We start from the raw sequence: 21000 nt of genomic DNA on the forward strand, positions 1-21000 counted from the left end.
TCCACGACAATAGTCGGGCTGCAAGTCACTGCGTCGGCTCGGGAAAAAGGAATCCCGGCAGGCGGCGCGGGCGGAAGTGACGGCGGCGCGGGGGTGCTAAAGGAGTATCGACGCTTTATGTCTTACCGGACCTTCGGGCCTGGCCAGTGCTGGCGCTGGCTATGCATCACCGTGCTGTTCGCCTTTGCCGCTTACGCTCCCCTCGCCATCGCCGCCGCGCCGGCCGACTGGAATTACCGGGTCAGGCCCGGCGACAACCTCTGGGACCTCGCCGCGCGCTACCTCAAGCCCGACGTGCCCTGGCAGAAATTGCAGGACTACAACCACGTCGCCGATCCGCTGCACCTGCCGCCCGGCTCGACCATGCACTTCCCGGTCGGCTGGCTGCGCCAGGGTCCCGCGCCGGCCACCGTGGTCGCCGTGATCGGCAACGCCACCGCGAAGGCGCCCGGCAATGCCCCCGTCGTTCCCGTCACCACCGGCATGTCGGTGGGTTACGGCACCGAGCTGGATACGGAAGCGGACACCAGTCTTTCGCTGCAGCTGGCCGATGGTTCGCGCGTGCTGCTGCAGGCCAACAGCGCGCTCGTGCTCGATCGCCTGAGCGCCTATGGCCGCACCGGCATGGTGGACACGCGCATGCGCCTCAAGCGCGGTCGCCTCAACAGCGACGTGACGCCGCTCAACGGCAGTGCGGCGCGCTTCACCGTCGCCACGCCCAACACCATTTCCAGCGTGCGCGGCACGCATTTCCGCGTGGTGGCCGACGACAGCGACGGCAGCGCGCGCACCGAAGTGGTGGGCGGCCACGTCGACGTGGGCAACAACGCGCGCCACGTCATGGTGAATGGCGGCCACGGCGTCGCCACCGCCTCCGCCGGCAAGCCCGGCGAACCGCAGGCGCTGCTGGCCGCGCCGGCGGTGGATTGCCCGGTGCAGCCGCTCAGCCAGTCGCCCGCGCAGATCCAGTGGAAGCCGCTGGACCGCGCCACGCACTACCGCGTGCAGGTCGCGCCCAGCGAGCGCTTCGAGGCGCTGGTGCTCGATGCCATCGTGGACGGCACGCAGGCCACCCTGCCCTCGCTGCCCGACGGCGCGCATGCGTTCCGCGTGCGCGGCATCGACGGCGACCGCATGGAGGGCCTGGACACCACCTGCACCTTCGTCATCGCCGCGCATCCGCAGCCGCCGCTGATCATCGACCCGCAGCCGGGCGCGAAGGTCCGCGGCACGCGTCCGGAATTCCGCTGGACCGAGAGCGTCGAAGCGGAAAGCTATGCGTGGCAGCTCGCCGCCGATGCGGACTTTGGCCAGTTGCTCGGCAGCAACGACAACGTGCGCGGGGATCATGTCCGCGCGCCGCAGAACTTGCCCTACGGCCATTACGTGTGGCGCATCGCCAGCCGCGACAAGGACGGCAAGCTCGGCCCCTACACCAGCGCGATGCCGTTCGACCTCGTGCCCGAACCGCCGGCTCCCGCGCCGGGCGAACCGAAACGCCAGCACGGCGACTTCGTGCTGAGCTGGCCGGGTGGTGCGCCGGGACAGCGTTACCACATCCAGCTGGCGCGCAAGCCCGACTTCTCCGACGTCAAGGTGGACCAGACGCTCGACACGCCGGAACTGAGCCTGCGCAAACTGCCCCACGGCAAGTGGTACGCGCGCGTGCAGACCATCGACACCGACGGCTACGCCGGTCCGTGGGGCGCCATCCAGCGCACCCGTGTACCCTGCACGGCATGCCGCTGGGTGGCCGCCGGCGGTGGCGTGGTACTGCTGTGGCTCGTGCTGTGACGCATCCGTCGCGGAGGTTCTGGCGCCCGTGATCATCGCCGCGTTGCCCCTGCTCAAGCGTGCGCTCGCCTGGGTGGCGGGCTTCGCCGCGGCGTTGCTGCTGATCGCCAGCGGCGTCATGCAGCCGCTGGACAACGCGCTGTACGACGCGCACATGCGGCACTGGCCGTACGCCACCAGCGACCAGGTGGTGATCATCGCCATCGATCCGCAGAGTCTTGCCGGCCTGGGCAACTGGCCGCTGCCGCGCTCCGTGCATGCGCAGCTCATCCGCAAGCTCACCGCGGCCGGCGTGCGCGGCGTGGGCATGGACGTGACCATGGCCGAGGCCGACGTCGGCCATCCCGAAAACGATCTTGCCTACGCACAAGCCATCCACGACAACGGCCACGTGGTGATGCCGGTATTCGCCGAGGCGCCCGAACTCGGCGGCGTGCTGGAAGAAGTGCTGCCCACGCCGGACATCGCACGCAACGCCGCCGCCTTCGGCCACGTCGATGCCTCCAAGGATCCCGATGGCGTCACCCGCGGCGTGTATCTGAAGGCCGGCCTCGGGCAGCCGCAGTGGTCCGCCCTCGCGCTGGCGCTGTACGAGCTGGGCCAGTCCTCGCCGCTGCATCCGCTGCCCGGCCTGCACCAGCCCGAAGGCATGGCGAAATCGCCCTACGAGTGGATACGCGACGACTACGTGCTGATCCGCTTCGCCAGCAGCGCCGGCGCATTCAACCAGGTGTCGTACATCGACGTGCTGCAGGGCCGCGTGCCCGATGCGCTGCTTCGCGGACGCTGGGTCCTGATCGGCGCGACCGCGGCGGGGCTGGGCGACCAGCTGGCAACGTCGGCGTCGCGTCCCAACAGCCCGATGCCGGGCGTGGAATATCAGGCCAACATCCTCGAATCGCTGCGCGACGGGCGCCTGATCACGCCGCTCAATCTACCCGCGCAACTCCTGTTCGGCTCGCTGGTGCTCGCGCTGCCGCTGGCGTTTCATGGCGTGCCGGGCCTGCGCCGCACGCGCGTGCTGGCCGTGCTGAGCCTGGGCGTGATTCCGCTGATGAGCCTGCTGTTGCTGCGCGCAGGCAACCTGTGGTGGCCGCCGACGGGATGGATGGCGATCGTGGCGATCGGCCTTGCGCTGCACCTGCTGATGCAACGCCTGGAAGCGCGACACGAACGCCGCCTTGCGCCACTCGCGGATAGCGGCTGGTGGCAACCCGCCCCCCACGACGCGGCGACTCCACGCGCCACATGAAACGAAGGCCGCCCAGGGGCGGCCTTCGTGGTATCGCGCACCCATCGGGCGCAATCAGGAATTGCCGGCGAAATCCGTCACCAGCGACACGCGGCGGTTGGGCATGCCCTGGTCGCCGGTGGCGCCCTTCACCACCTGGCGGTTCCTGGCCTTGCCATAGCCCACCGCACGCACCTGGTCCGCGTTGAGGCCGCCGTTCTGCACCAGGTAGTCGCGCACCGCCTGCGCGCGCTTGAGCGCCAGCTGCTGGTTGTAGGCCGCGGAACCCGCGGGATCGGCAAAGCCTTCCGCGGTGATCACGGCCGTGGCGTGGTGATCGCGCATCACTTTCGCGAAGTCGTCCAGCCGCTGCCTGTCCTCGTCGCGCAACGTGCTCTGGTTGGTGTCGAAGTGCGCGATGGTGTCGACGCTGATGCGGCCCTGCATGGCCGTGATCTGCGTGTCGTACTGCGCGAACTTCTGGTGCATCTCCTGCGTGATCGCGTCGATCTCCTGCTGCTGCTTCTGATCGTTGCTACGCAGTTCCGCGATGGCTGCATCGAAATCGCCCTTCTTGACGTAGCCGGTGCAGCCGCAAAGCGCGACCACGAACAACCCGACGACGCCACGACCGATGCGAGAGCTGGTACTGGCCATGTGGTTTCTCCTCTCGTTGGCGGCGCGCAGACGCTGGCCGCGCCAGCGGCCCGCGAATTCGCCCAAGGAGTATGCACGGCAGGCGCCGGACCGGCGCCGGTGCGTTCAAGCCTGCATTTGGACGTCCATACGCCAAATGCGGACGCAGCAAACCCGCAGCCCGTTCATGACGCGCCGCGACCTCTTGCACCATGCGCCCAAAAGCCAAAACAACGCATGAACATGGACGCCAGCGCTGCACGGGAAAAACTCAGGATCGCGCGGCCACCTTGCGGAATCGGCGCTCCTGCACCATCCACATGCCGATGCCGTAGCCCGCGCCGGCCAGCACCCACCACAGGAAAACCGACTGCACGGCGCTCAGGCGCGGATGCGGAAGGACAAACGTCATCAGGACGAACATGGGCAGGCCGTAGCACAGCAGCCCGCGAAACAGCACATACCTGAGCATCCCCTGCTCACGGACCTTGGCCCAACGGTCGAATTCCTGGCTTTGCATGCGCCCCTCGGCGGCCTCTTTCCCTGGATGGAACACGCATGGAACGCGCGAGCGCTCCATGCGTTGATACGCCGGCCGCAAGATGTCGGAAATCAGAACTCCGTCCACATTTCCTCGGCCGTGGCCAGGGCCGGCGCCGGGCGCTGGCTAGCCGGCGGCCGCGCCGGAGCCGCCGCACGGGGCGGAACGGCCACGGCGGGCGGCGCGGACCGAGCCACCGCCGGCTCCCGGGCCGCCTCGCCCTGCAGGGTGAAGTAGGCGACCTCGTTCATCAGCACCTGCGACAGGTCCAGCGTGTTGCGGCTGGCGGCGCTCGCCTCTTCCACCAGCGCGGCGTTCTGCTGGGTCACTTCGTCCAGCGTGACCACCGCGTTGTTCACCTGCCCGATGCCCGCGGATTGTTCCTCCGAAGCCGCCGCGATCACCTCGATGATGGTGCTGACCTCGCGCACGTCGCCCGCGATGTCGTTCAAGGCCGTGCCTGTGCGCTGCACCAGCTCCGCACCCTCGGCCACCTTGTCGGTGGTGTCCTGGATCAGGGTCTTGATGTTCTTCGCCGCCGCGCCGCTGCGCTGGGCCAGGTTGCGCACCTCGGTCGCCACCACCGCGAAACCGCGGCCCTGTTCGCCCGCGCGCGCCGCTTCCACGGCGGCGTTGAGCGCCAGCAGGTTGGTCTGGAAGGCGATCTCATCGATCATCACCACGATCTCGCCCACCTCCTTGCTGGCCTGCGTGATGGCCTGCATCGCGCCCACCGCGGAGCCGGCGACGTCACGCCCTTCCTCGGCGCGCTTGCGCATGCGCAGCGCCATCTCGCGCGCCTGCACGGCACCCTCGGCGTTCTGCTTGACCGTGGCCGACAGCTCCTCCATGGAGGCGGCGGTTTCCTCCAGCGAACTGGCCTGTTCCTGCGTGCGCTGCGAAAGGTCGTCATTGCCTTGCGACAGGTCGCGCGCCGCCGACGTCACCTGCTCGGCCACGTCGCGTACCTGGGTGACGATACCGGCCAGCTGCTTGTCCATCTCGTCGAGCGAGCGCAGGGTGTCGCTCAGCTCGTCGTTGCCGGTGACCACCGTGGCGTTGTTGAGCCGGCCCTGCTGGATGGCGCCCGCCAGCGCACGCGCCTGTTCGAGCGGACGCGTCACCGCGCGGATCAGCGCCACGGCCACGCCGACGAGGATCGCGATGGCGATCACCAGCACGCCCAGCGCCACCTGCCAGGTGCGATGAAAGCTGGCCTCGGCGTGCTGCGCGGACTGCGCCGCCTGCTTCTCGTTGAGCACCATCAACTGGTCGATCGCGTCCGTGGCCTTGCCCATCGCATCGGCCACCTTGCTGATGTGCAGCTGCCGCGCTTCATCCGTCTTGCCCGCGTCGAGCAGTTCGGCTTCGTGGCTTACGTCCGATCCGGATGCCTTGATGAGATCGTCGAACTGCTTGGCGACCGCGCGCTCGTCATCGGCCGACACCATGCCGGGGTAATAGCGGTTCCACGCCGACATCAGGCTCTCGTGGCCCGCGTTGATGCGCTTCACCGCGTCGCGCCGCGACGGATCGATGATGGAGCGATTGAGCGCGAGGCGATCCTCGATGATGGCTGCGCGCGCCGCGCTGACCGAAGCCATCGCCTGCACGTTGTTCCGATACATGTCGTCGACCAAGGCATACGTGCTGCGCACGCCATACAGACCGACCAGGCCAATGATCGCGGCGAGCAGCAGGGCAAGGCCCATGGTCGCGACGATCTTCAAACGAATGGTGAAGCGCATGATGCTGTTTTCCCGGCAAAGGAGCGGCTGCTCCCCGTGTGGGAGGTATCGGCGCAGGAAAGGCTTCCTTGACAGGCAAATTCTTGCGTTCGGCGTGACGCGTTTGGCAATCCATCCACGGCGACGTCCCATTCGAAATGAGACGTCAGCCTGGCGTCATGTTGCGCCGCGCGCGGTCATTCGGTGTGTTCGATACCGTCCGGCAACACGACCCAGGGATGCATGCATTCCTCGAACACGGAAATGCTGGGCGCGGGAAAATCCGTGCGCGAAAACGCGCCCACCGGCACGCCGATGAGCCCTTCCACCGAATCCAGCCGGTAGTACACGGTAGCGCCGCACACAGGGCAGAAGTGGAACGTCGCGGACCGGCCGGTATCGCCCTTGCGCACGAACGCGGTGGACTGCCCGCGAATCACCACCGCCTGCTCACGGAATCGCGCCTGCACACCGAACACGCTGCCGGTACGGCGCTGGCAGGCATGGCAATGACAGATCGACACGCGCAACGGCTCCTCGGTGGTGCGAAGCATGAGTTGGCGGCAACTGCAGGTGGCGACGCGTTGAGGCATGAGTGGCGATATCGGCGTGAGTGACGTGAGGCGCGATCAAGAAGGCCGCACGCGAGGGCATGCGCGCTTCCAGAAGCAGGAGGCGCGCACTATACGCGCCTTGCTCCATCGCAACGCGGCGTTTGCCAAAACATCGGAGGCGCTCGCGTGTTACGGTCGGCGTACCGACATCAAGGAGCCCCCACCGTGTCTCGTCCCTGGCGCACCGCCCTGCTGTCCCTGGCACTGGCCTTTGCCAGCCTGCCGCTTGCCGCGCAGACACTGCGCGTGATGAGCTTCAACGTACGCGTTCCCGTGGAATCCGACGGCCCCAACCGCTGGGAAGCGCGGCGCGACATCATGGTACGCACCATCCGCGAACAGCATCCCGATCTGCTCGGCACGCAGGAGCTGCATCAGGAACAGGGCGACTACATCGTGGGCAAGCTGCCCGCGTATACCTGGTTCGGCATCGACCGGCGCGGCGGCCACAGCGACGAACACATGGGCGTGTTCTATCGCAAGGACCGGCTGACTCTCAAGGATTCGGGCAACTTCTGGCTGTCGGACACGCCCGATGTGCCGGGCAGCATCAGCTGGGGCCACCCGCTGCCGCGCATGGTGACGTGGGCGCTGTTCGAAGACAAAGCCACGCATCGCACGTTCTACTACTACAACACGCACCTGCCTTATCGCGAACAGGACGAACCCGCACGCACCAAGGGCGCGCAGGAGATCGTCGGCAAGCTCGCAAAGCTGCCCGCCAATGCACCCTTTATCCTCACCGGCGATCTCAACACCGAGCCGACCAGCCCGACCTATGCCGTACTGGCGAAGGCGCTGACCGATACGCGCACGGTCGCGCCGAAGGTGGAAGGCCCGGAGAAGACCTTTCACAACTTCACCGGCCAGCCGACGGATCACATCGACTTCATCTTCGAGCGTGGTTTTTCACCGACCTACTTCGCCACGGTGACCACGCAGCAGGATGGACGCTATCCGTCCGATCACTTTCCGGTGGTCACCGATCTGGAATGGAAATAAGGGCTCGACGTCCGCGCCGTTGAGGCGACGGACGTCGATGGACACACGCGGGGCGGCCGCTCACCGCCCCAGCCTCTCGCGCTTGGCGCGCATCGCTTCCTTGGTGAGGGCGCCGAACTGCCGACTGCGCTCACGCTGCTCGCGTTGCGTCTGCTGCGCATGCGATGCCTCGCGTTGCAGCTTGCGGTAGTTCGACAGGCGCCGCGCATCCAACGTGCCGTCCGCCACCGCCGCCTCCACCGCACAGCCCGCGTCGCCGTCGTGCTGGCAATCGCGGAAGCGGCAGCGTGCCGCCAGTGTGTCGATGTCGTCGAATACCGAGCCCAGTTCCAGCGACGTGGAAGCCAGGCGCAGCTCGCGCATGCCCGGCGTGTCGATCACCCAGGCACCCGATGGCGTGGGGAACATCTCGCGCGCCGTGGTGGTGTGGCGTCCTCGCGCATCGTCCTCGCGGATGCCGGAGGCGCGCTGCGATGCACTGTCCACCAGGCGGTTGGTCAGCGTGGACTTGCCCACGCCGGAGGAGCCCACGAACGCCACCGTCATGCCCGGCGCCAGCCAGGGCTGCAGTTGCGACACCGATGCCTCGTCCAGTGCATTCACGGCGATCACGGGAACGCCAGGCATCAGCTGTTCCGCCGCGGCGACGCAGGCTGCCACGTCTCCGCCCACGTCCGCCTTGGTGAGCACGATGACGGGAGCGACGCCGGCATCGGCCGCCAGCGCGAGATAGCGCTCCAGACGGGAAGGATTGAAATCCTCGTTGCACGAGGACACCACGAACAACACGTCGAGATTGGCGGCGATGGATTGCCGGCGGTGGTCGCCGCCGGCCGCGATGCGCACGAGGGCCGATCGCCGCTCGAGCAGGCGCAGCACGCGCCCGGCCTCATGCTCGACCAGCACCCAATCGCCCACCGCCACGCCATCGCCGGCGTCGGCCAGGTGGTGCGGCAACACCACGGCATCGTGTCCGCGCGATGACATCACCATCAATCCGCTGCGATGCGCGGCCATGACACGCGCGGGATAACCCGCCTCGAAATCGGCCAGCGCCAACTGTCGTGCGTACTCCGGCTGCCAGCCGAGCTGGTGCAGCGAAAACGTCTGAAAAGGCATGGAAGCACCCTGGAAACAAGGAAAGCGACGGCCACACGAAACGGGGCCGAGCGAATCGCCGGGGTGCGAAGCGGGGGATGTGAAGCGCGCCAGCGGGAGGCTGGCAGGACAATCAGAAGCGCGACGACCCGGCGGAGGCTGCTACGACAACAATCATGGTTCTATTCCTCCTCTTGGCTGGGTTGACGGGACGCGCAGAGTAGCCACGCATCGCATTGCTTGCAAGTGCTGATTTTCGTCAGTGGTAACGCATGAGCGCTGCGCATGGGCGAGCGTGCACGCTACCGCGCAACGAAAAAGGCCGGCGATATCGCCGGCCTTTCGCATGCAGTGAATCCGGAACGTCAGCCCGCGAGATTCGGCGGCAGGGTTCCGCCATTCGCCGCGAGCGCCTTCAGCACTTCCTTGTGCAGCCAGATGTTCATGGTGGCCGAATCGTTGGTGTCGCCTGTATAGCCCAGTTCGCCAGCGAGTTGCTTGCGGTGATCCAGGCTGCTGTCCAAGCCCAGCGCCTTCATCATGTCGACGATGGACACGCGCCAGTCCAGCTTCTGGCCGCTTTCGCTGACGAAGCGATCCATCACGGCCGCCACGTCCACGCCCGACAGCGGCGCCACGGCCGGCGGCGCTGCCGGTGCCGCGGCGGCAGGCTGGCTCGCGGCCGCATCGGGTTGTGCCGCCGCCGGCGCGGCGGCGCCCGTGTCCGTGTTCGCCGTGGCGTTGGCCTTGCCGAACAGCTTGTTGATGATGGTTCCAAAAATGCTCATGGCTATCGCTCTCCGTAGTGAGGTGACACGCTTGCGGACGCGGCCGGATGTTCGACCGGCCTAAGCTTGCTGATATTCGCGCAACTGGGCCAGCGCAACGGTCAATGCCGCGCCACCCAGTGTCTTGATGAGCGTCGCGTGTTGGGCATAGAAGTGGCCGACCTTGTCCACAACGCCCGGATTGGCGCGCTCGGCCTGACCCGCAATCTGCTCTACCTGCGTGACGCTGAGATGACCGGCCTGCTCCGCGGTGAGCTGGCTGGCGCCCGGCGACATCAGGCTACCGAGCACGCCGCCTGCCGACGACGACAGCAGCGCCGGGCCGGCGGAGGCCAGCAACTGGTTCAACAGCCCCGCGCGCTGGTCGGCGTTGGACTGTGCAAACAGCTGGCTGACCTGGCTGGCGAAGGGCGCCGTCTCGGTCGACCGAAACATGGAGGCCAGGCTTTGCCCCAGCGCCTCGCTGGACGTGGACTGCACCGCCGCGTCGAAGTGGTTGCCCACTTCGGGGCCGAGCATGGAGGCGGCCTGCTTTAACAAGGTATCCATCATGTTCATGCTACGCGCTCTTTTCAGCGCTTGCCGGCGAGCAAGCGGCCCAGCGCGAGCAGCACGACCGCACCGCAGACCGCGCCGACGAAACCGGTGGATTCCCCGGCCGAATACCAGTGCAGCGCCTGGCCAACATACGTGGCCAGCACCGCGCCCGCGACGCCCAGCGCGGCCGTCAGGAAGAAACCGAACGCATGGCGTCCGGGCGAGATCCAGCGCGCGATGACGCCAGCCAGAAAGCCGATACAGATCGTCCAGACAAGATGCATGGGTAAAAACCTGCCAAGGCAACAAAAAGTGCCGGCAGACTACGAGTGCCTGTCCTGCCGCGAAATCGGATCGCTCTGAACTACCGAATGCCGTCCCCGGCATCGAAGGACACGATGACGCCGTGGCGTGATCCAGCCTCGTCGCGTGTTCACGCACGCGCCGAATGGCGCGCAAACGCCATCGCTCCCTATTGCGGAATGGCCAGGCACTCCATGACTTCGATGGAATCGCCCGGAAAGATGCTGAAGTGCGGATGGCCTTCGAACAACCTGGCCGCGGCCTCATGCGATTCCGCCTTGACCACGGTGTACGCGGTGAGCTCGTTCCTGGCGTTCTCGACGCCCCGCGACGACACGCGCAAGGTCTTGCCCAAGGGCGTGCCCATCTCGACGATGGCGTCGCGGTGAGCGTTCACCCAAGCGTTCCACGCCTCGATGCCGGCGCGCTCCCGCTCCTTGCGCTCCGCCTCGTTCAGCGCAGCCCAGCCCGACGCCTTATAACTGGCCTCGTTACCGATGAATACCGCCAGGAAGTTCTTCATGATCCACTCCGACTTGGGTTGAGTGGCAGGAAGGTAGCGCGGCGCGCGTCAGCTCGCGGTGCACGCGGCGCGGTTCAACCCCGCTCGTTTCCGCGATGCAGGTGGATGCCCAGCTCGGTCGCCAGCTCCCGCATCGGCTCCACGTCGCGCGACAAGGTCATCCAGCCCGCGACGCTGTCGTCGTCGGTATCGAGCACCCACAAGGTGTAGCCGTGCGGCGCGAGATTGTCGTAGGCCGTGGTGAGCAGGTCGTCGGCGTCCACGCCGGCATGAAACTCATCGTCGTCCGCATCGCCGTCCCAGTCGATGGAAAGATTCCAGCGCGCGGCCAGCTCATCGATGGCCTGCACCAGGGCGCGGGTGTCCTCGGCATCGACATGGAAGGCCGAACGCCAATCGGCCACCTCGCCCACCGTGCGCGCCACGTCGATATCGTCATCGGCCGTGTCGCCCACCGCCTCGCGATAGGCGGCGAACTGCTGGAACGCGGCATCGTCGTCGCCAGGATTGATCAGCAGGAACAACTGCCAGACATACGCATCGAGCGAGTCGTCGTCACCGTCGAAGGCGTGCTCGTGGCTGTGATCGTCGCTGGAATAGCTCATGGCTGCGGCACCTGGGAACGGACAGGCCCCATTGTCGGCCTCAGCGACGACGAGCGGAAGAGCGGCCATCGGTGCATGCAAGTCGACACGGATAGCCCGTAAAGCTGCGGCCGCGCTAGCAGGCCGTGCCGCCCTCCACGCGCAGCGTCCGGGCCACACCCCGATAGGTGATGGTCAGCGATCCGCTCAATGCGGTGCTATCGGAGTTCTCGTTCGTTTCGCCGGCCTTGACCTCCTCGACCACGCGCAGCGTATGCGTGGCGTCTTCGAAGTCGAGGGTGACGCCATCGGCCTGGCTCTCGGCGTGCACCAGCGTCAAGCGGATAAGCTCACCGTCGACGCGGATAAAGCCCACGCCTTCGGTCGCGGAGCTGCTTTCGCGGAACGTGTCGCCCGCCGATGCGCCAGCGCCGATTTCCACGAGGCTGGTCGTGCACCCTTGAAGTTCCTTGTCTCCATCGTTCTCCGCAAGCGTGCCCACCACGAAGCTGTGCGTCGGCGCGGTGTTGGCCGATGCCGCGGGCGCGTGGCGCGCGTCTTGCGCGGCCCTGTGGTCGTCGCAGGCGGCGATGGACGCCACGCCCATACAAAGCATGATGAGCGGCGGCACACTCTTCATGATCAAGCCGGCTCCTTGCCGAAGATGACGGCCAGGGTGGCCAACAGCGAGACGACGCCGAGCAGCATGCACACGGGCCCGAAGAAATATTTAGTCAGCTTCATCGCGCGCTCCTTGCCGAGCAGCGAGATCCAGATGCGCGCACGCCCATGGCTGAGCCCCCACTCGGCAACCTTTTCCCGGGTCGACAGCAGGAAGCCGAGCACAAAGAAGGCGACGCCCACCAGCAGCATCACGATGTTCTGGGTAACCATGGTCCGAAGTCCTCACTTGAGCCTGCAGCGGCGCGCGATGACGGTGGATGTTCCACCGCCGGTGCATTCTAGGCGGGCCTTCCTGCCATCGGATGCACCTGACCCGGCATATCGGGCAGATCGGGGCATAGTCCGCCGAACGTTTCAGACTTTTCCTACATTCGCGTGAGGGGCGGTGGCCTGAAAGGAACATTCCAAGGCCCGCAGCTGACCTTGGGCAAGAAACTGCGACACTTCGCGGCTCGCCAACACAACGCCAGCAGGCATGGTGGAGATGCCGGCATGCTCGTGGCCGGCGCAGCCCCTTTTCACATGGAAGGCCCGCCATGACCCCAGCACGTTATGCCACGCCCCAACGCCTGCTCCACTGGCTTATCGCCGCGCTGGTGATCCTTGCGCTCGCGCTCATCGAGATCAAAGGATGGCTGCCCAAGGGCTCGCCCGAGCGAGCCGCGGTCAAGCTGGCCCATGCGCAGTTCGGCCTTGCCGTGCTCCTGCTTTCCCTGGTTCGCGTGGCGGCGCGCTGGCGTAGCACCGTGCCGCCGATCTCGCCGCCGCCTCCGCGCTGGCAGATGCTCGCGGCCCACCTGATGCACATCGCGCTTTACCTGCTCACCCTGCTGGTGCCGCTGCTCGGCGCATTCATGATGTTCTACGCGGGCAAGCCCTGGGGCTTCCTCGGCCTGTCGCTGCCCGTGGCGGGCACACCGGATGCGTCCCTCGCCCACGCCATCGAAAGCGCCCACGAAACCGCCGGCAATGTCCTGCTGTGGCTGGTGGTGGCCCATGCCGTTGCCGCGCTGTATCACCACGTGGTGCAGCGCGACGACACCTTGTTGCGCATGACCAAGGGCGGCCGCCCCCACGCGGATTGACACACCGTAGCCCCGTAGCCCGGATGAAGCCAACGGCGTAATCCGGGAATACCCGTGCACCACGCGGAACCCGGATTCCGCCGATGGCTCCATCCGGGCTACATGATTACGTTACGTGGAAGGCTCTCGCCCAAGCGGTTAGGATCGCTGGCGGGACGTCGAAGACTCACCAGGGCCGGCGTCGTCATTGCACCGGGAAGGATACTGAGTGAGCAAGCGAATCTTGTTGTTGAGCGTTTCCGCGGGAGCCGGCCACGTGCGCGCGGCCGAGGCTTTGCGTGCCAGCGCGGAAGACTACCCCGACGTGTCGACGCTGCATCTCGACGTGATGGATTTCGTGCCGGACAGCTTTCGCAAGCTCTACGCCGACTCCTACATCAAGATGGTCAACGCGCATCCGGCGCTGTGGGGCATGCTGTACAAGCGCAGCTCCAACATCAAGCCGACGGCGCTGGTGCAGAAGATCCGCCGCACCACCGAGCGGCTCAGCACGCGCGACCTGCTCAAGGCCATCAAGGAATTCCAGCCCGACGCCATCGTCTGCACGCATTTCCTTCCCGCCGAAATCCTGATGCATGAAATCCGCCGGCAGCGGCTGCATGTGCCGGTGTGGGTGCAGGTGACGGATTTCGACCTGCATCGCATGTGGGTGATCCCGTTGATGACGGGCTACTTCGCCGCCAACGACGAGATTGCCTACCGCATGCGGGCCAATGGCCTGCCCGCCGAGCAGATTCACGTCACCGGCATTCCGATCATGCCGGCGTTCTCGCAGCCCTTGTCGCGCGAAACCTGCGCGGCGCAGTTCGGGCTCGATCCGTCGCGGCAGACCTTTGTGCTGATGGGCGGCGGTGCCGGCGTGGGCGGGCTGGAAAGCGTGGCCGAGGCGCTGCTTGCGGCGGGCGATGATTTCCAGCTGATCGTGCTGGCCGGCAAGAACGCCAAGGCGCTCGCCACGCTGAAGACGCTGGCGGAAAAATACCCGACACGCCTGTTCCCGCAGGGCTTCACCAAGGAAGTGGAACGCCTGATGGCCTGCGCGGACGCGGTGATCACCAAACCCGGCGGCCTCACCACCTCCGAATGCCTGGCCATGGGCCTGCCCATGATCGTCAACGCGCCCATCCCCGGCCAGGAAGAACACAACGCCGACTATCTGCTGGAAGAAGGCGCCGCCCTGAAAGCCATCGACGAGACCGGCCTGGTGTATCGCGTTCGCCACCTGGTGCGGCAACCGGAGCAGCTCGCCACCATGGCGCGGCGAGCGAAGGCGCTGGGCCGTCCGCACGCCGCCAGGGCCGTGCTGGACGTGGTGCTGGCCGACCTCGCCGCCCGATGATCAAGGTCTTCCCACCCCGAGGGGCGCTTGTCCCCACCGTGCTCTGGACGCTGCTGCTCGCCTGTTTCTTCGCGAAGGTGGAAGTGCAGATCGAAGGCGCCGCCGGCTGGGCCGCCAACCTGCCCACGTGGCGCATCGAACACCACTGGGCGCTCGATCTGTTCTGGGGCGGCCGCCCGATGACGGGCTACCACGCCTGGGTGTTTCCGTTCATGGCGCTGTTCTTCCACTTTCCGATCCTGTTTGCCGGGCAGTGGTCCTGGCGCGCGGAGACGCGCGTCATCGGATGCATCATGCTGTTCTGGGTCAGCGAGGATTTCCTCTGGTTCGTGCTGAACCCGGCCTTCGGCCTGTCGCACTTCGCACCGCAATGGGTGCCCTGGCACAAGCACTGGTGGGGTCCGGCGCCCACGGATTACTGGGTGTACCTTGCCGTTTCCGTGGTCATGTTCGCGCTGTCCTGCCGACACAAGCGAACATCGTATTTCTGAGCACGCGGCGCGCCCGCACCGACATCGCCGCGAGCATCCCCACTCCGGCGATCTGTTCCTGCCGACGAGACATCCATGACAACCGAACGCAACCCCCGCTGGGCGTCCGTGGTCGATCAAAGCGGAAATCTGCACCGCATGACCGAACGGCTGTACCGCAGCGAGCAGCCCATCCAGGGCCATATCGAACTGCTGAAATCGCTGGGCATCCGCACCATCATCAGCTTCCGCGCCTTCCACTCCGACCGGCGCATGCTGCGCGAAGCCGACATCGGTTATTTCCGGATACCGATGCACACCTGGCACATCCGCGACCGCGACGTGGTCGAAGCCCTGCAACGCATCCGCGAGGGCGAAGCCTCGGGCGCCGTGCTCATCCACTGCCTGCATGGCGCCGACCGCACCGGCCTGATTTCCGCGGCCTACCGCATGATTCACCAGGGCTGGAGCAAGGAAGAGGCGCTGGACGAACTGCTGCACGGCGGCTACGGCTTCCACTCCATCTGGAAGAACATCCCCACCTACATCCACAAAGTGGATCTCGCCGCGCTGGCCTCGCAACTCAAATAGCCACGTAGCCTAACCATGTAGCCCGGATGCAGCGCAGCGAAATCCGGGACAACCTTGCGGCAACGTATGGGAAACCCGGATTCCGCTGCGCTCCATCCGGGCTACTGATCTACGCCGCATCCCTGGGCACATGGCCCTCGATCCATCCCACGATGAACGCGTCCAGCGGCATCCGCGCCGGCACCTCGATATCCGCCTCGCGCACAAAAACCGTCGCTGCCTGGATGAGCGACTGACGCGCAATACTCGTCGCCTGCCGCGCCGCCGCCTGCCGCTGCCGCAACTGCACGATATGCGCCGAGGGTTTCCCCGGCTTCGCGTACTTCTGATAACGCCGAAGCTCATCCGCCGCCAGCGTGGTATCGAACGCCGCCTGCAACGTCGCCTTATAGGCTTTCAGCAATGGAGCGAGCGAAGCCGAAGCCTTCGCGCCAACCAGCGTCGCACCGCCGGATCGCTCCAGCGCATCGAGAAAACCAGCGTACGGAAATGGCGCAGTCGTATTCATCGGAAAACCGGGCATGAAAGCAGGACCATGCTACCCGCAACCCACACATTGATCACCCCGTAAACCCGGAGCCCGGATGAAGCCAAAGGCGTATTCCGGGATCACCGCCACGCGCAAACGCCCCGGAACCCCAACGCCACGCCACCCCGGATTACGCTGCGCTCCATCCGGGCTACTTGGTTTCCGCTCGACCGTACGCGGTATATCGAAGCTCGCTGCCGGCCTTTATCCTGAGCGAATCAAGGGGGGAGCCATGGATGCAGCGAAACTGACCTTCAAGGCGCTGAACAAGCGCATCGACGAACTGCCGGCGCATGCGAGCATTCAGTTCACAACCAGCAAGCGCGAGTTGAGAGGCTACTTCATCGGACTTGGCGCTGGGTTTCTTGCATTTACGGCTGGGAAGTTGCTTCCCAGCAACATGACCACCGTAGTCATTACGGCAACGCTACTGGCCGTGGAGTTGATTGCCCTGGCTATCGCCATGATTCCGCCTCGGCCATGGCGGATTCCAGGTTTTTTATCGGAGCGAAGTGCTTATGCCGATCAGCTCGACCACGACATGCTGCACTACGAAGAACTTCTCGCATGGCTGCGGACGTTCCCGAAGGAACAGCTGGAGTTCATGGCGGGCTATGTCGCCGAGCGACGTGAGTTTCTCCAAACGAAGCAGCCGCTGCTAACCGGCAGCATCGACAAGCTGGGCGCGCTACCGATTGTCGTTGCCGTGTTTCTCCAGTTCAGCAATCTCCGTTGGCCACTTCAGATCACGTGGCCGGAACTTATCTTTGCCCTCGTGTTGGCCTGGATGTACTGGACCTGCCTGTTGACCGTGAGCCTGCAGTTTCGGGCGCGACTCTACGAACTTGTATTGAAGCGGGCGATCGAGCCGCCTGGCACATTGACGTAACTGGGCAGGGCAGGCGCGCTTTGGGATAGATGGAAGCCTCGCCTGGCCCTGCCCTTCGTGTTTCACGCTTATGGATGCGCATTCACCGTATGCATCGGATGGCACTTCCCGCCATCGCAATCGATCACCACGTCATACGAGCCACATGACGCAGTAAACGTGGTGTCGCCGTTCGGGCGAACCGCGTTGCAGTGCAGCTGGTTTGCAACACCCTGTGCAGCGGTCAGCATACCGGCATTGGCCGGCGCGGGCTGTGCGTCGGTGGCAGCCGGAGTTGTGGCTGCGGCGAGAGTGGCGGAGGTGGTGGCGCTTATCACGTTTGACTGCGTGGCACGGGATGCCGCCGTGCTGTTGCCATCGTAGTGGGCGAGGTGGTTCTTGATAGCCAGTTCCACGCCGTCCGCCAGCGGGTTTTGGTCGCCGTGCGGTTTCATGGAGGCTACGGTGCGGGTAAAGACTTTCTTGCCGTCGATGTCCGTGTCGATATAGATCACATACACCGAGGCGTTGTCCGGGTTTTCCCAGCCGTTGTACTGCCCGCGCAGGTATTCGTCGGATACGGAATTGAAGCTCATCTCATCGTAGAGATGGGTTTGCGAGGCGGCATCGTGGGATGCGATGGAATTGCCGACCACCGCGCCCAGCGCGCCACCCAGGCCCGCACCGATGGCGCCGGCGCGTAACTGCGTGCGCATGTTCTGGTAGATCACGAAGTGATACACCGTCACCGTGTGCGCGCTGCCGTCCGCGGCGAACTTCTGATAAGCCTCGTGTTGCAGCAGGCGGACGGGCGGCGGCGACAGGTGGACATCACCCGTGCGGATCACGCCGTACTCCTTGCTAGTGATCAGCAGGCTGAAGATCTTGTTTTCCTTTTCGGACGCCGGCCGCTTGTCGGTGACCTGCAGCGCATCGGACTTGGCAATGTCGGCCACGTTGAGCTTGGTCACGGCTGGCGTGCAGCCGGCGCACGCCAGCATAAGCAATGCAAAGAAATGACGTTTCATACTTCCCCTGTATGGTGCGGTGGTACATCCCCCGGCGACTTCCCATTGCGGGGCCGCCATTCAAGCCAGGGCGCCCAAGCGGGCACTCCCCTGCCCCTCATACCCTTGCTTGCTGACGCCCGAGTTTCAAAAGCGGCGGCGTGTATCTCCCCGCTAAACGAAACCGGCCCCGCTCTGCCTTTTTTGCGCCGTCGGCAATTTTTTACGACTTCTAAAGATTCCTCTGATGGGAAACCAACAAGTGCTCGCTTAATCTGGCTCTGCTCCCGAGAGATAAGCAGCACTCCCTGGAGCCAGCGACCGCCCTACTGGCGGAGCACCGCCAGCCTACTCACGATGGCTGGATGGACACAGATGGGCGGCCACGCGAGGGGCCGCCCATTTCCTTTTTGGGGGCCCGGTCACAGGGCATGGGCGCTGACTGCCCACTCTCCCCGGTCGCCATCAGGCGCACTTTCAGTACGGCACTTGGAACCCTTGATCCAGGGGCAGCTTGAGGCCTCTGCGAATCCGCAGATAGCGCAGGAAACGCACAAAGGATTGGGACTGACCCTATTGCCCGCCCGCATTTGTCGATGTGATCGTCGACTTTTCGGAAGGAGCGCGGCGCAATGACATGCGGCAACCCTGAGTGCATTCCATGCCGTCGAAAGAAGGAGCTTGCGGAAGAAGCTGCGCGCCCCAAGCCGATGCCGTCGCCGTACGATCCGAATCTCTATTACGCAAGACTTCGCCTTGTTTGCGAGGCGGATGGAAGCGCGGTAGTAAACGTCAACTACGCAGCGTTGCTGGATGATGGCTCGCGCCTATGCGGGACGACCGATGCGGATGGGCTGACAGAACTGTTCTGCACCACACGCCAGCAGGCTGTTGTCCGGCTTACCTTGACGCCGCGGGCAGACCCTCCTGCATGTTGTAGTGCTCCCGTGGGGGCGGGGGATAGCGACCGTGTCTATATTGGCGAGGGCATGCCCCTTGCCACGACAGTGCGAACCACCACGACGCTTTCGATTACGCCCATCGCAGTGCCTAAAGGAGGCGACCGCGGTTTGACGGCTGGCGAGGAAGCCATGGCACGAACCGTGTTTGGCGATGGCGTGGACTATAAAAGCATACGCATAAATCACCACGGCTATCGTTTGTTCTTCGGCTTTCAGGACCCAAATACAGCTGTCACGCCGAACGGAAGCATGTATATGCCGCACCCGATCTACCGGGATGACTACTCGCTGGGGGATGACGCCGATAGACGGCTATTCATGCATGAAATGGTGCATGTATGGCAAAACCAGATGAACTATCCGGTGAAGACGAAAGGCTTGACCGTGACCAGCCGTGGCGATTCGGCATATGCGTACACGCTGACGCCCACAAGTCGCCTGAGCGATTTCAACATGGAACAACAGGGCAACTTGATGTCGGATTACTACATGATCTGCATCTATGGTCATCCGCAAGGCGCTTATAGCCCACACATGCACCCGGTGTGGCTCCGCCACGTCATGTTGCCATTCGTGAATCCACGAGACCCTCAACATTTGCCGAATAAAGACCTATGAGAATCCGCGATTCGTGGTCACTCATCGTGGCGTTGTGCGCGGCAGGCGTGGCTTATGGGCAGGATGCGCCGATAGGGCTGCCGACCCTTGCCATTAAGGACATAGGAGGCCAGCCAGCCGCGTGCTTGCCTGCCGGGGAACCTCCGTTGGAAATGCTGGGCGTTACGGTGGCAACGCTGGATGGCGACTGGCCGCCCGACGAGTGGGCCATGGTGCTGCAAGACGGCGCAAAGCCCATCGTGTTGAAAGCGGGAGAGTGCGTGTCATATCGGCAGGCGTTGCCCGGCTACAAGCAGGAAGGCGCGGATAAGCCGCTTAAAGTGGGGGAAACCTACGGTTTTGCCATTCGCCGCACCAACAGCCTCGCCCATTGGGCCGAAGGTTTGCATCTTGGTGTTTTCTGCATCGAGCAGCAGCCCGGTGGCCCGCGTCGCTATTTGGCCTACGTCCAACACGAAGATGGCAGCGGGTCGTATCCGCCGTGTGGTCGGTACATTGGGTGGAAGCCTGCAGCCGATGGCATCGTGCCGCCGGGTTATCCGGCGACCGTGGGACAGCCGGGCGGATAGCGACGCACCGCGTCCCGTTCCCCGCCCCTTCGTCAGTCGCCACTCAAGGCTTTGACACCCCAGGCGCCCCACCCACATTCGACGCCACCAGCCCCAGCCCCTTCCAGAACTCCGGTGGATACGACAGCGTGGGCTGGCCGACCCAGCCGCGGGTGATGTCGAGTTGGTAGCCGTTGCCTACGCGGCGGTAGGTGACGGAGTTGAGGGCGATGGTGTCCCAGTCGCCGGTGAAGGTGAGGTCGTGGAGGGTTTCGGGGTAGCTGCCGTGGCGGAGTTTGTAGAGTTCGATCAGGGCGATGGTGGTCTTGAAGTTCTGGTCGCCGAACTTGGCGTCGGCCTCCTGCTTGAAGTTGCAGGCGGTGGCGAGCGCGATGGCGCAGAGAACGGCGAGCCATCGGGTGACTTTCAGTAGGCGCATATCCCCTTCCCCGTGAGGCCCCTGTGCGGGGTGACGTCGGCACGTAGCAGCGGAGTGGGCTTCCCACGCGGGAGAAGCGTCCCGACCCTGTCTGGCAGCGATCGACCGGGTGCACTTTAGCAAAGCGCTTCACCCTCTCGGGCTGCGTCGCCGTTGCACTCGCCGGCGTCGCCGCGCGGGGTGCGTGCCCAGCTGTCCTGGCGGCGGCTGCATTCGATACGCAGCAGGTCGTAGCGCGCTTGCAGCGCGAGCCAGTAGAACGGGCTGGTGCCCAGGGCGGCGCCGAGGCGGAAGGCTTCCTCGGCATAGAGCGGGGCACCCTGCATGATGCTGCGCAAATGCCATACGGGGATGCCGCTGCGTTGCGCCAGGCCGCGCGTTTTCCAAGCCATGGGGCGCAGGTAGTCTTCGCGCAGCACGGCGCCGGGGGCGCGCACGGGCGCGGTGGGGTCCAGTTGCATCTGCGGGTGCAAGGGCACCGG

26 protein-coding genes are annotated in these 21000 nt (G+C 65.2%); 10 read left to right on the forward strand and 16 right to left on the reverse strand.

The window, feature by feature from the left end; genetic code table 11:
- The first annotated feature begins 117 nt into the window (after positions 1 to 117).
- Positions 118 to 1794, forward strand: a complete 1677-nt coding sequence (locus BDW41_RS13755; protein ID WP_083337649.1) for a FecR domain-containing protein — start codon at positions 118 to 120, stop codon at positions 1792 to 1794.
- A 28-nt stretch (positions 1795 to 1822) separates the two neighbouring features.
- Complete coding sequence (locus tag BDW41_RS13760; RefSeq protein WP_233496871.1) at positions 1823 to 3046, forward strand: CHASE2 domain-containing protein; 1224 nt, start codon at positions 1823 to 1825, stop codon at positions 3044 to 3046.
- Positions 3047 to 3100: 54 nt separating this feature from the next.
- Here BDW41_RS13760 and BDW41_RS13765 read toward each other — a convergent pair whose 3' ends face one another.
- The 4 genes from BDW41_RS13765 to BDW41_RS13780 all read right to left on the reverse strand — a co-directional run bounded on the left by BDW41_RS13765 (position 3101) and on the right by BDW41_RS13780 (position 6483).
- Complete coding sequence (locus BDW41_RS13765) at positions 3101 to 3682, reverse strand: OmpA family protein (protein WP_074548897.1); 582 nt, start codon at positions 3680 to 3682, stop codon at positions 3101 to 3103.
- 250 nt (positions 3683 to 3932) lie between these two features.
- Positions 3933 to 4181, reverse strand: a complete 249-nt coding sequence (locus BDW41_RS13770) for a hypothetical protein (RefSeq protein ID WP_233496872.1) — start codon at positions 4179 to 4181, stop codon at positions 3933 to 3935.
- Between the two features lie 92 nt (positions 4182 to 4273).
- Positions 4274 to 5950 (reverse strand): methyl-accepting chemotaxis protein, encoded by a 1677-nt coding sequence (locus BDW41_RS23385; RefSeq protein WP_074548899.1) that lies wholly within the window; start codon positions 5948 to 5950, stop codon positions 4274 to 4276.
- Between the two features lie 176 nt (positions 5951 to 6126).
- The gene (locus tag BDW41_RS13780; protein ID WP_199535338.1) at positions 6127 to 6483 is read right to left on the reverse strand and encodes a GFA family protein; all 357 of its coding nucleotides are present in this window, start codon (positions 6481 to 6483) and stop codon (positions 6127 to 6129) included.
- A gap of 225 nt (positions 6484 to 6708) precedes the next feature.
- Between BDW41_RS13780 and BDW41_RS13785 the strand changes: the two genes are divergently transcribed.
- Positions 6709 to 7545 carry an endonuclease/exonuclease/phosphatase family protein gene (locus BDW41_RS13785; protein ID WP_074548903.1) on the forward strand — a complete coding sequence of 279 codons (837 nt, stop codon included), beginning with the start codon at positions 6709 to 6711 and terminating at the stop codon, positions 7543 to 7545.
- A gap of 60 nt (positions 7546 to 7605) precedes the next feature.
- On the opposite strand, the gene rsgA is transcribed toward BDW41_RS13785, so the two are convergent.
- The 8 genes from rsgA to BDW41_RS13825 all read right to left on the reverse strand — a co-directional run bounded on the left by rsgA (position 7606) and on the right by BDW41_RS13825 (position 12272).
- On the reverse strand, positions 7606 to 8664 hold the full coding sequence (gene rsgA / locus BDW41_RS13790; protein ID WP_074548905.1) for a ribosome small subunit-dependent GTPase A: 1059 nt from the start codon (positions 8662 to 8664) through the stop codon (positions 7606 to 7608).
- Between the two features lie 344 nt (positions 8665 to 9008).
- On the reverse strand, positions 9009 to 9431 hold the full coding sequence (locus BDW41_RS13795; RefSeq protein ID WP_074548907.1) for a DUF3597 domain-containing protein: 423 nt from the start codon (positions 9429 to 9431) through the stop codon (positions 9009 to 9011).
- A gap of 60 nt (positions 9432 to 9491) precedes the next feature.
- Positions 9492 to 9989, reverse strand: a complete 498-nt coding sequence (locus tag BDW41_RS13800) for a hypothetical protein (RefSeq protein ID WP_074548909.1) — start codon at positions 9987 to 9989, stop codon at positions 9492 to 9494.
- Positions 9990 to 10003: 14 nt separating this feature from the next.
- Positions 10004 to 10252 carry a GlsB/YeaQ/YmgE family stress response membrane protein gene (locus tag BDW41_RS13805; protein WP_074548911.1) on the reverse strand — a complete coding sequence of 83 codons (249 nt, stop codon included), beginning with the start codon at positions 10250 to 10252 and terminating at the stop codon, positions 10004 to 10006.
- Between the two features lie 188 nt (positions 10253 to 10440).
- Positions 10441 to 10794, reverse strand: coding sequence for a hypothetical protein (locus tag BDW41_RS13810; RefSeq protein WP_074548913.1), 354 nt, complete (start codon positions 10792 to 10794; stop codon positions 10441 to 10443).
- Positions 10795 to 10868: 74 nt separating this feature from the next.
- Positions 10869 to 11399, reverse strand: a complete 531-nt coding sequence (locus tag BDW41_RS13815) for a hypothetical protein (protein WP_074548915.1) — start codon at positions 11397 to 11399, stop codon at positions 10869 to 10871.
- Between the two features lie 115 nt (positions 11400 to 11514).
- On the reverse strand, positions 11515 to 12018 hold the full coding sequence (locus BDW41_RS13820) for a hypothetical protein (protein ID WP_074548917.1): 504 nt from the start codon (positions 12016 to 12018) through the stop codon (positions 11515 to 11517).
- A gap of 2 nt (positions 12019 to 12020) precedes the next feature.
- Positions 12021 to 12272, reverse strand: a complete 252-nt coding sequence (locus tag BDW41_RS13825; protein ID WP_074548919.1) for a hypothetical protein — start codon at positions 12270 to 12272, stop codon at positions 12021 to 12023.
- A gap of 326 nt (positions 12273 to 12598) precedes the next feature.
- On the opposite strand from BDW41_RS13825, the gene BDW41_RS13830 reads away from it, so the two are divergent.
- The 4 genes from BDW41_RS13830 (at position 12599) to BDW41_RS13845 (ending at position 15547) form a co-directional block, all read left to right on the forward strand.
- A complete protein-coding gene (locus tag BDW41_RS13830; protein ID WP_074548921.1) occupies positions 12599 to 13147 on the forward strand; it encodes a cytochrome b in 549 nt (182 codons plus the stop codon).
- 208 nt (positions 13148 to 13355) lie between these two features.
- Entirely contained in the window at positions 13356 to 14486 is a 1131-nt protein-coding gene (locus tag BDW41_RS13835; protein WP_074548923.1) for a glycosyltransferase, read from the forward strand.
- Positions 14483 to 14977, forward strand: coding sequence for a hypothetical protein (locus tag BDW41_RS13840; protein ID WP_074548924.1), 495 nt, complete (start codon positions 14483 to 14485; stop codon positions 14975 to 14977). Before BDW41_RS13835 ends, BDW41_RS13840 begins: the two co-directional genes overlap by 4 nt.
- 75 nt (positions 14978 to 15052) lie before the next feature.
- The gene (locus tag BDW41_RS13845; RefSeq protein WP_074548925.1) at positions 15053 to 15547 is read left to right on the forward strand and encodes a tyrosine-protein phosphatase; all 495 of its coding nucleotides are present in this window, start codon (positions 15053 to 15055) and stop codon (positions 15545 to 15547) included.
- Positions 15548 to 15656: 109 nt separating this feature from the next.
- Here the strand turns inward: BDW41_RS13845 and BDW41_RS13850 are convergent, their stop codons facing one another.
- Positions 15657 to 16055, reverse strand: a complete 399-nt coding sequence (locus BDW41_RS13850) for a hypothetical protein (RefSeq protein ID WP_074548926.1) — start codon at positions 16053 to 16055, stop codon at positions 15657 to 15659.
- A gap of 253 nt (positions 16056 to 16308) precedes the next feature.
- On the opposite strand from BDW41_RS13850, the gene BDW41_RS13855 reads away from it, so the two are divergent.
- Positions 16309 to 16965 (forward strand): hypothetical protein, encoded by a 657-nt coding sequence (locus BDW41_RS13855; protein ID WP_074548927.1) that lies wholly within the window; start codon positions 16309 to 16311, stop codon positions 16963 to 16965.
- A 68-nt stretch (positions 16966 to 17033) separates the two neighbouring features.
- On the opposite strand, the gene BDW41_RS13860 is transcribed toward BDW41_RS13855, so the two are convergent.
- Positions 17034 to 18032 carry a hypothetical protein gene (locus BDW41_RS13860; protein ID WP_233496873.1) on the reverse strand — a complete coding sequence of 333 codons (999 nt, stop codon included), beginning with the start codon at positions 18030 to 18032 and terminating at the stop codon, positions 17034 to 17036.
- 551 nt (positions 18033 to 18583) lie between these two features.
- Here BDW41_RS13860 and BDW41_RS23040 point away from each other — a divergent pair.
- Together BDW41_RS23040 and BDW41_RS13870 are read left to right on the forward strand one after the other, a co-directional pair.
- Positions 18584 to 19531: a hypothetical protein gene (locus BDW41_RS23040; protein WP_146217352.1), complete on the forward strand. Its 948-nt coding sequence runs from the start codon at positions 18584 to 18586 to the stop codon at positions 19529 to 19531.
- Positions 19532 to 19677: 146 nt separating this feature from the next.
- Entirely contained in the window at positions 19678 to 20100 is a 423-nt protein-coding gene (locus tag BDW41_RS13870; protein WP_146217353.1) for a hypothetical protein, read from the forward strand.
- Positions 20101 to 20143: 43 nt separating this feature from the next.
- On the opposite strand, the gene BDW41_RS13875 is transcribed toward BDW41_RS13870, so the two are convergent.
- Together BDW41_RS13875 and BDW41_RS13880 are read right to left on the reverse strand one after the other, a co-directional pair.
- Positions 20144 to 20518 carry a hypothetical protein gene (locus BDW41_RS13875; protein ID WP_074548935.1) on the reverse strand — a complete coding sequence of 125 codons (375 nt, stop codon included), beginning with the start codon at positions 20516 to 20518 and terminating at the stop codon, positions 20144 to 20146.
- A gap of 116 nt (positions 20519 to 20634) precedes the next feature.
- On the reverse strand, positions 20635 to 21000 hold a 366-nt coding region (locus BDW41_RS13880; RefSeq protein ID WP_146217354.1), incomplete at its 5' end, for a HigA family addiction module antitoxin.

It is taken from the genome of Dyella sp. AtDHG13 (assembly GCF_003201105.1).
GTDB classification, from domain to species: domain Bacteria; phylum Pseudomonadota; class Gammaproteobacteria; order Xanthomonadales; family Rhodanobacteraceae; genus Dyella; species Dyella jiangningensis_B.

What these genes read in the sequence shown, in the direction of transcription:
- BDW41_RS13860 (WP_233496873.1), bottom strand. Translation starts at nt 18,032, where the DNA reads ATGGCGGCCCCGCAATGGGAAGTCGCCGGGGGATGTACCACCGCACCA.
- BDW41_RS13875 (WP_074548935.1), bottom strand. Translation starts at nt 20,518, where the DNA reads ATGCGCCTACTGAAAGTCACCCGATGGCTCGCCGTTCTCTGCGCCATC.
- BDW41_RS13830 (WP_074548921.1), top strand. Translation starts at nt 12,599, where the DNA reads ATGACCCCAGCACGTTATGCCACGCCCCAACGCCTGCTCCACTGGCTT.
- BDW41_RS13840 (WP_074548924.1), top strand. Translation starts at nt 14,483, where the DNA reads ATGATCAAGGTCTTCCCACCCCGAGGGGCGCTTGTCCCCACCGTGCTC.
- BDW41_RS23385 (WP_074548899.1), bottom strand. Translation starts at nt 5,950, where the DNA reads ATGCGCTTCACCATTCGTTTGAAGATCGTCGCGACCATGGGCCTTGCC.
- BDW41_RS13770 (WP_233496872.1), bottom strand. Translation starts at nt 4,181, where the DNA reads ATGCAAAGCCAGGAATTCGACCGTTGGGCCAAGGTCCGTGAGCAGGGG.
- BDW41_RS13765 (WP_074548897.1), bottom strand. Translation starts at nt 3,682, where the DNA reads ATGGCCAGTACCAGCTCTCGCATCGGTCGTGGCGTCGTCGGGTTGTTC.
- BDW41_RS13815 (WP_074548915.1), bottom strand. Translation starts at nt 11,399, where the DNA reads ATGAGCTATTCCAGCGACGATCACAGCCACGAGCACGCCTTCGACGGT.
- BDW41_RS13795 (WP_074548907.1), bottom strand. Translation starts at nt 9,431, where the DNA reads ATGAGCATTTTTGGAACCATCATCAACAAGCTGTTCGGCAAGGCCAAC.
- BDW41_RS13820 (WP_074548917.1), bottom strand. Translation starts at nt 12,018, where the DNA reads ATGAAGAGTGTGCCGCCGCTCATCATGCTTTGTATGGGCGTGGCGTCC.
- rsgA (WP_074548905.1), bottom strand. Translation starts at nt 8,664, where the DNA reads ATGCCTTTTCAGACGTTTTCGCTGCACCAGCTCGGCTGGCAGCCGGAG.
- BDW41_RS13825 (WP_074548919.1), bottom strand. Translation starts at nt 12,272, where the DNA reads ATGGTTACCCAGAACATCGTGATGCTGCTGGTGGGCGTCGCCTTCTTT.
- BDW41_RS13800 (WP_074548909.1), bottom strand. Translation starts at nt 9,989, where the DNA reads ATGAACATGATGGATACCTTGTTAAAGCAGGCCGCCTCCATGCTCGGC.
- BDW41_RS13850 (WP_074548926.1), bottom strand. Translation starts at nt 16,055, where the DNA reads ATGAATACGACTGCGCCATTTCCGTACGCTGGTTTTCTCGATGCGCTG.
- BDW41_RS23040 (WP_146217352.1), top strand. Translation starts at nt 18,584, where the DNA reads ATGACATGCGGCAACCCTGAGTGCATTCCATGCCGTCGAAAGAAGGAG.
- BDW41_RS13810 (WP_074548913.1), bottom strand. Translation starts at nt 10,794, where the DNA reads ATGAAGAACTTCCTGGCGGTATTCATCGGTAACGAGGCCAGTTATAAG.
- BDW41_RS13845 (WP_074548925.1), top strand. Translation starts at nt 15,053, where the DNA reads ATGACAACCGAACGCAACCCCCGCTGGGCGTCCGTGGTCGATCAAAGC.
- BDW41_RS13755 (WP_083337649.1), top strand. Translation starts at nt 118, where the DNA reads ATGTCTTACCGGACCTTCGGGCCTGGCCAGTGCTGGCGCTGGCTATGC.
- BDW41_RS13855 (WP_074548927.1), top strand. Translation starts at nt 16,309, where the DNA reads ATGGATGCAGCGAAACTGACCTTCAAGGCGCTGAACAAGCGCATCGAC.
- BDW41_RS13780 (WP_199535338.1), bottom strand. Translation starts at nt 6,483, where the DNA reads ATGCTTCGCACCACCGAGGAGCCGTTGCGCGTGTCGATCTGTCATTGC.
- BDW41_RS13805 (WP_074548911.1), bottom strand. Translation starts at nt 10,252, where the DNA reads ATGCATCTTGTCTGGACGATCTGTATCGGCTTTCTGGCTGGCGTCATC.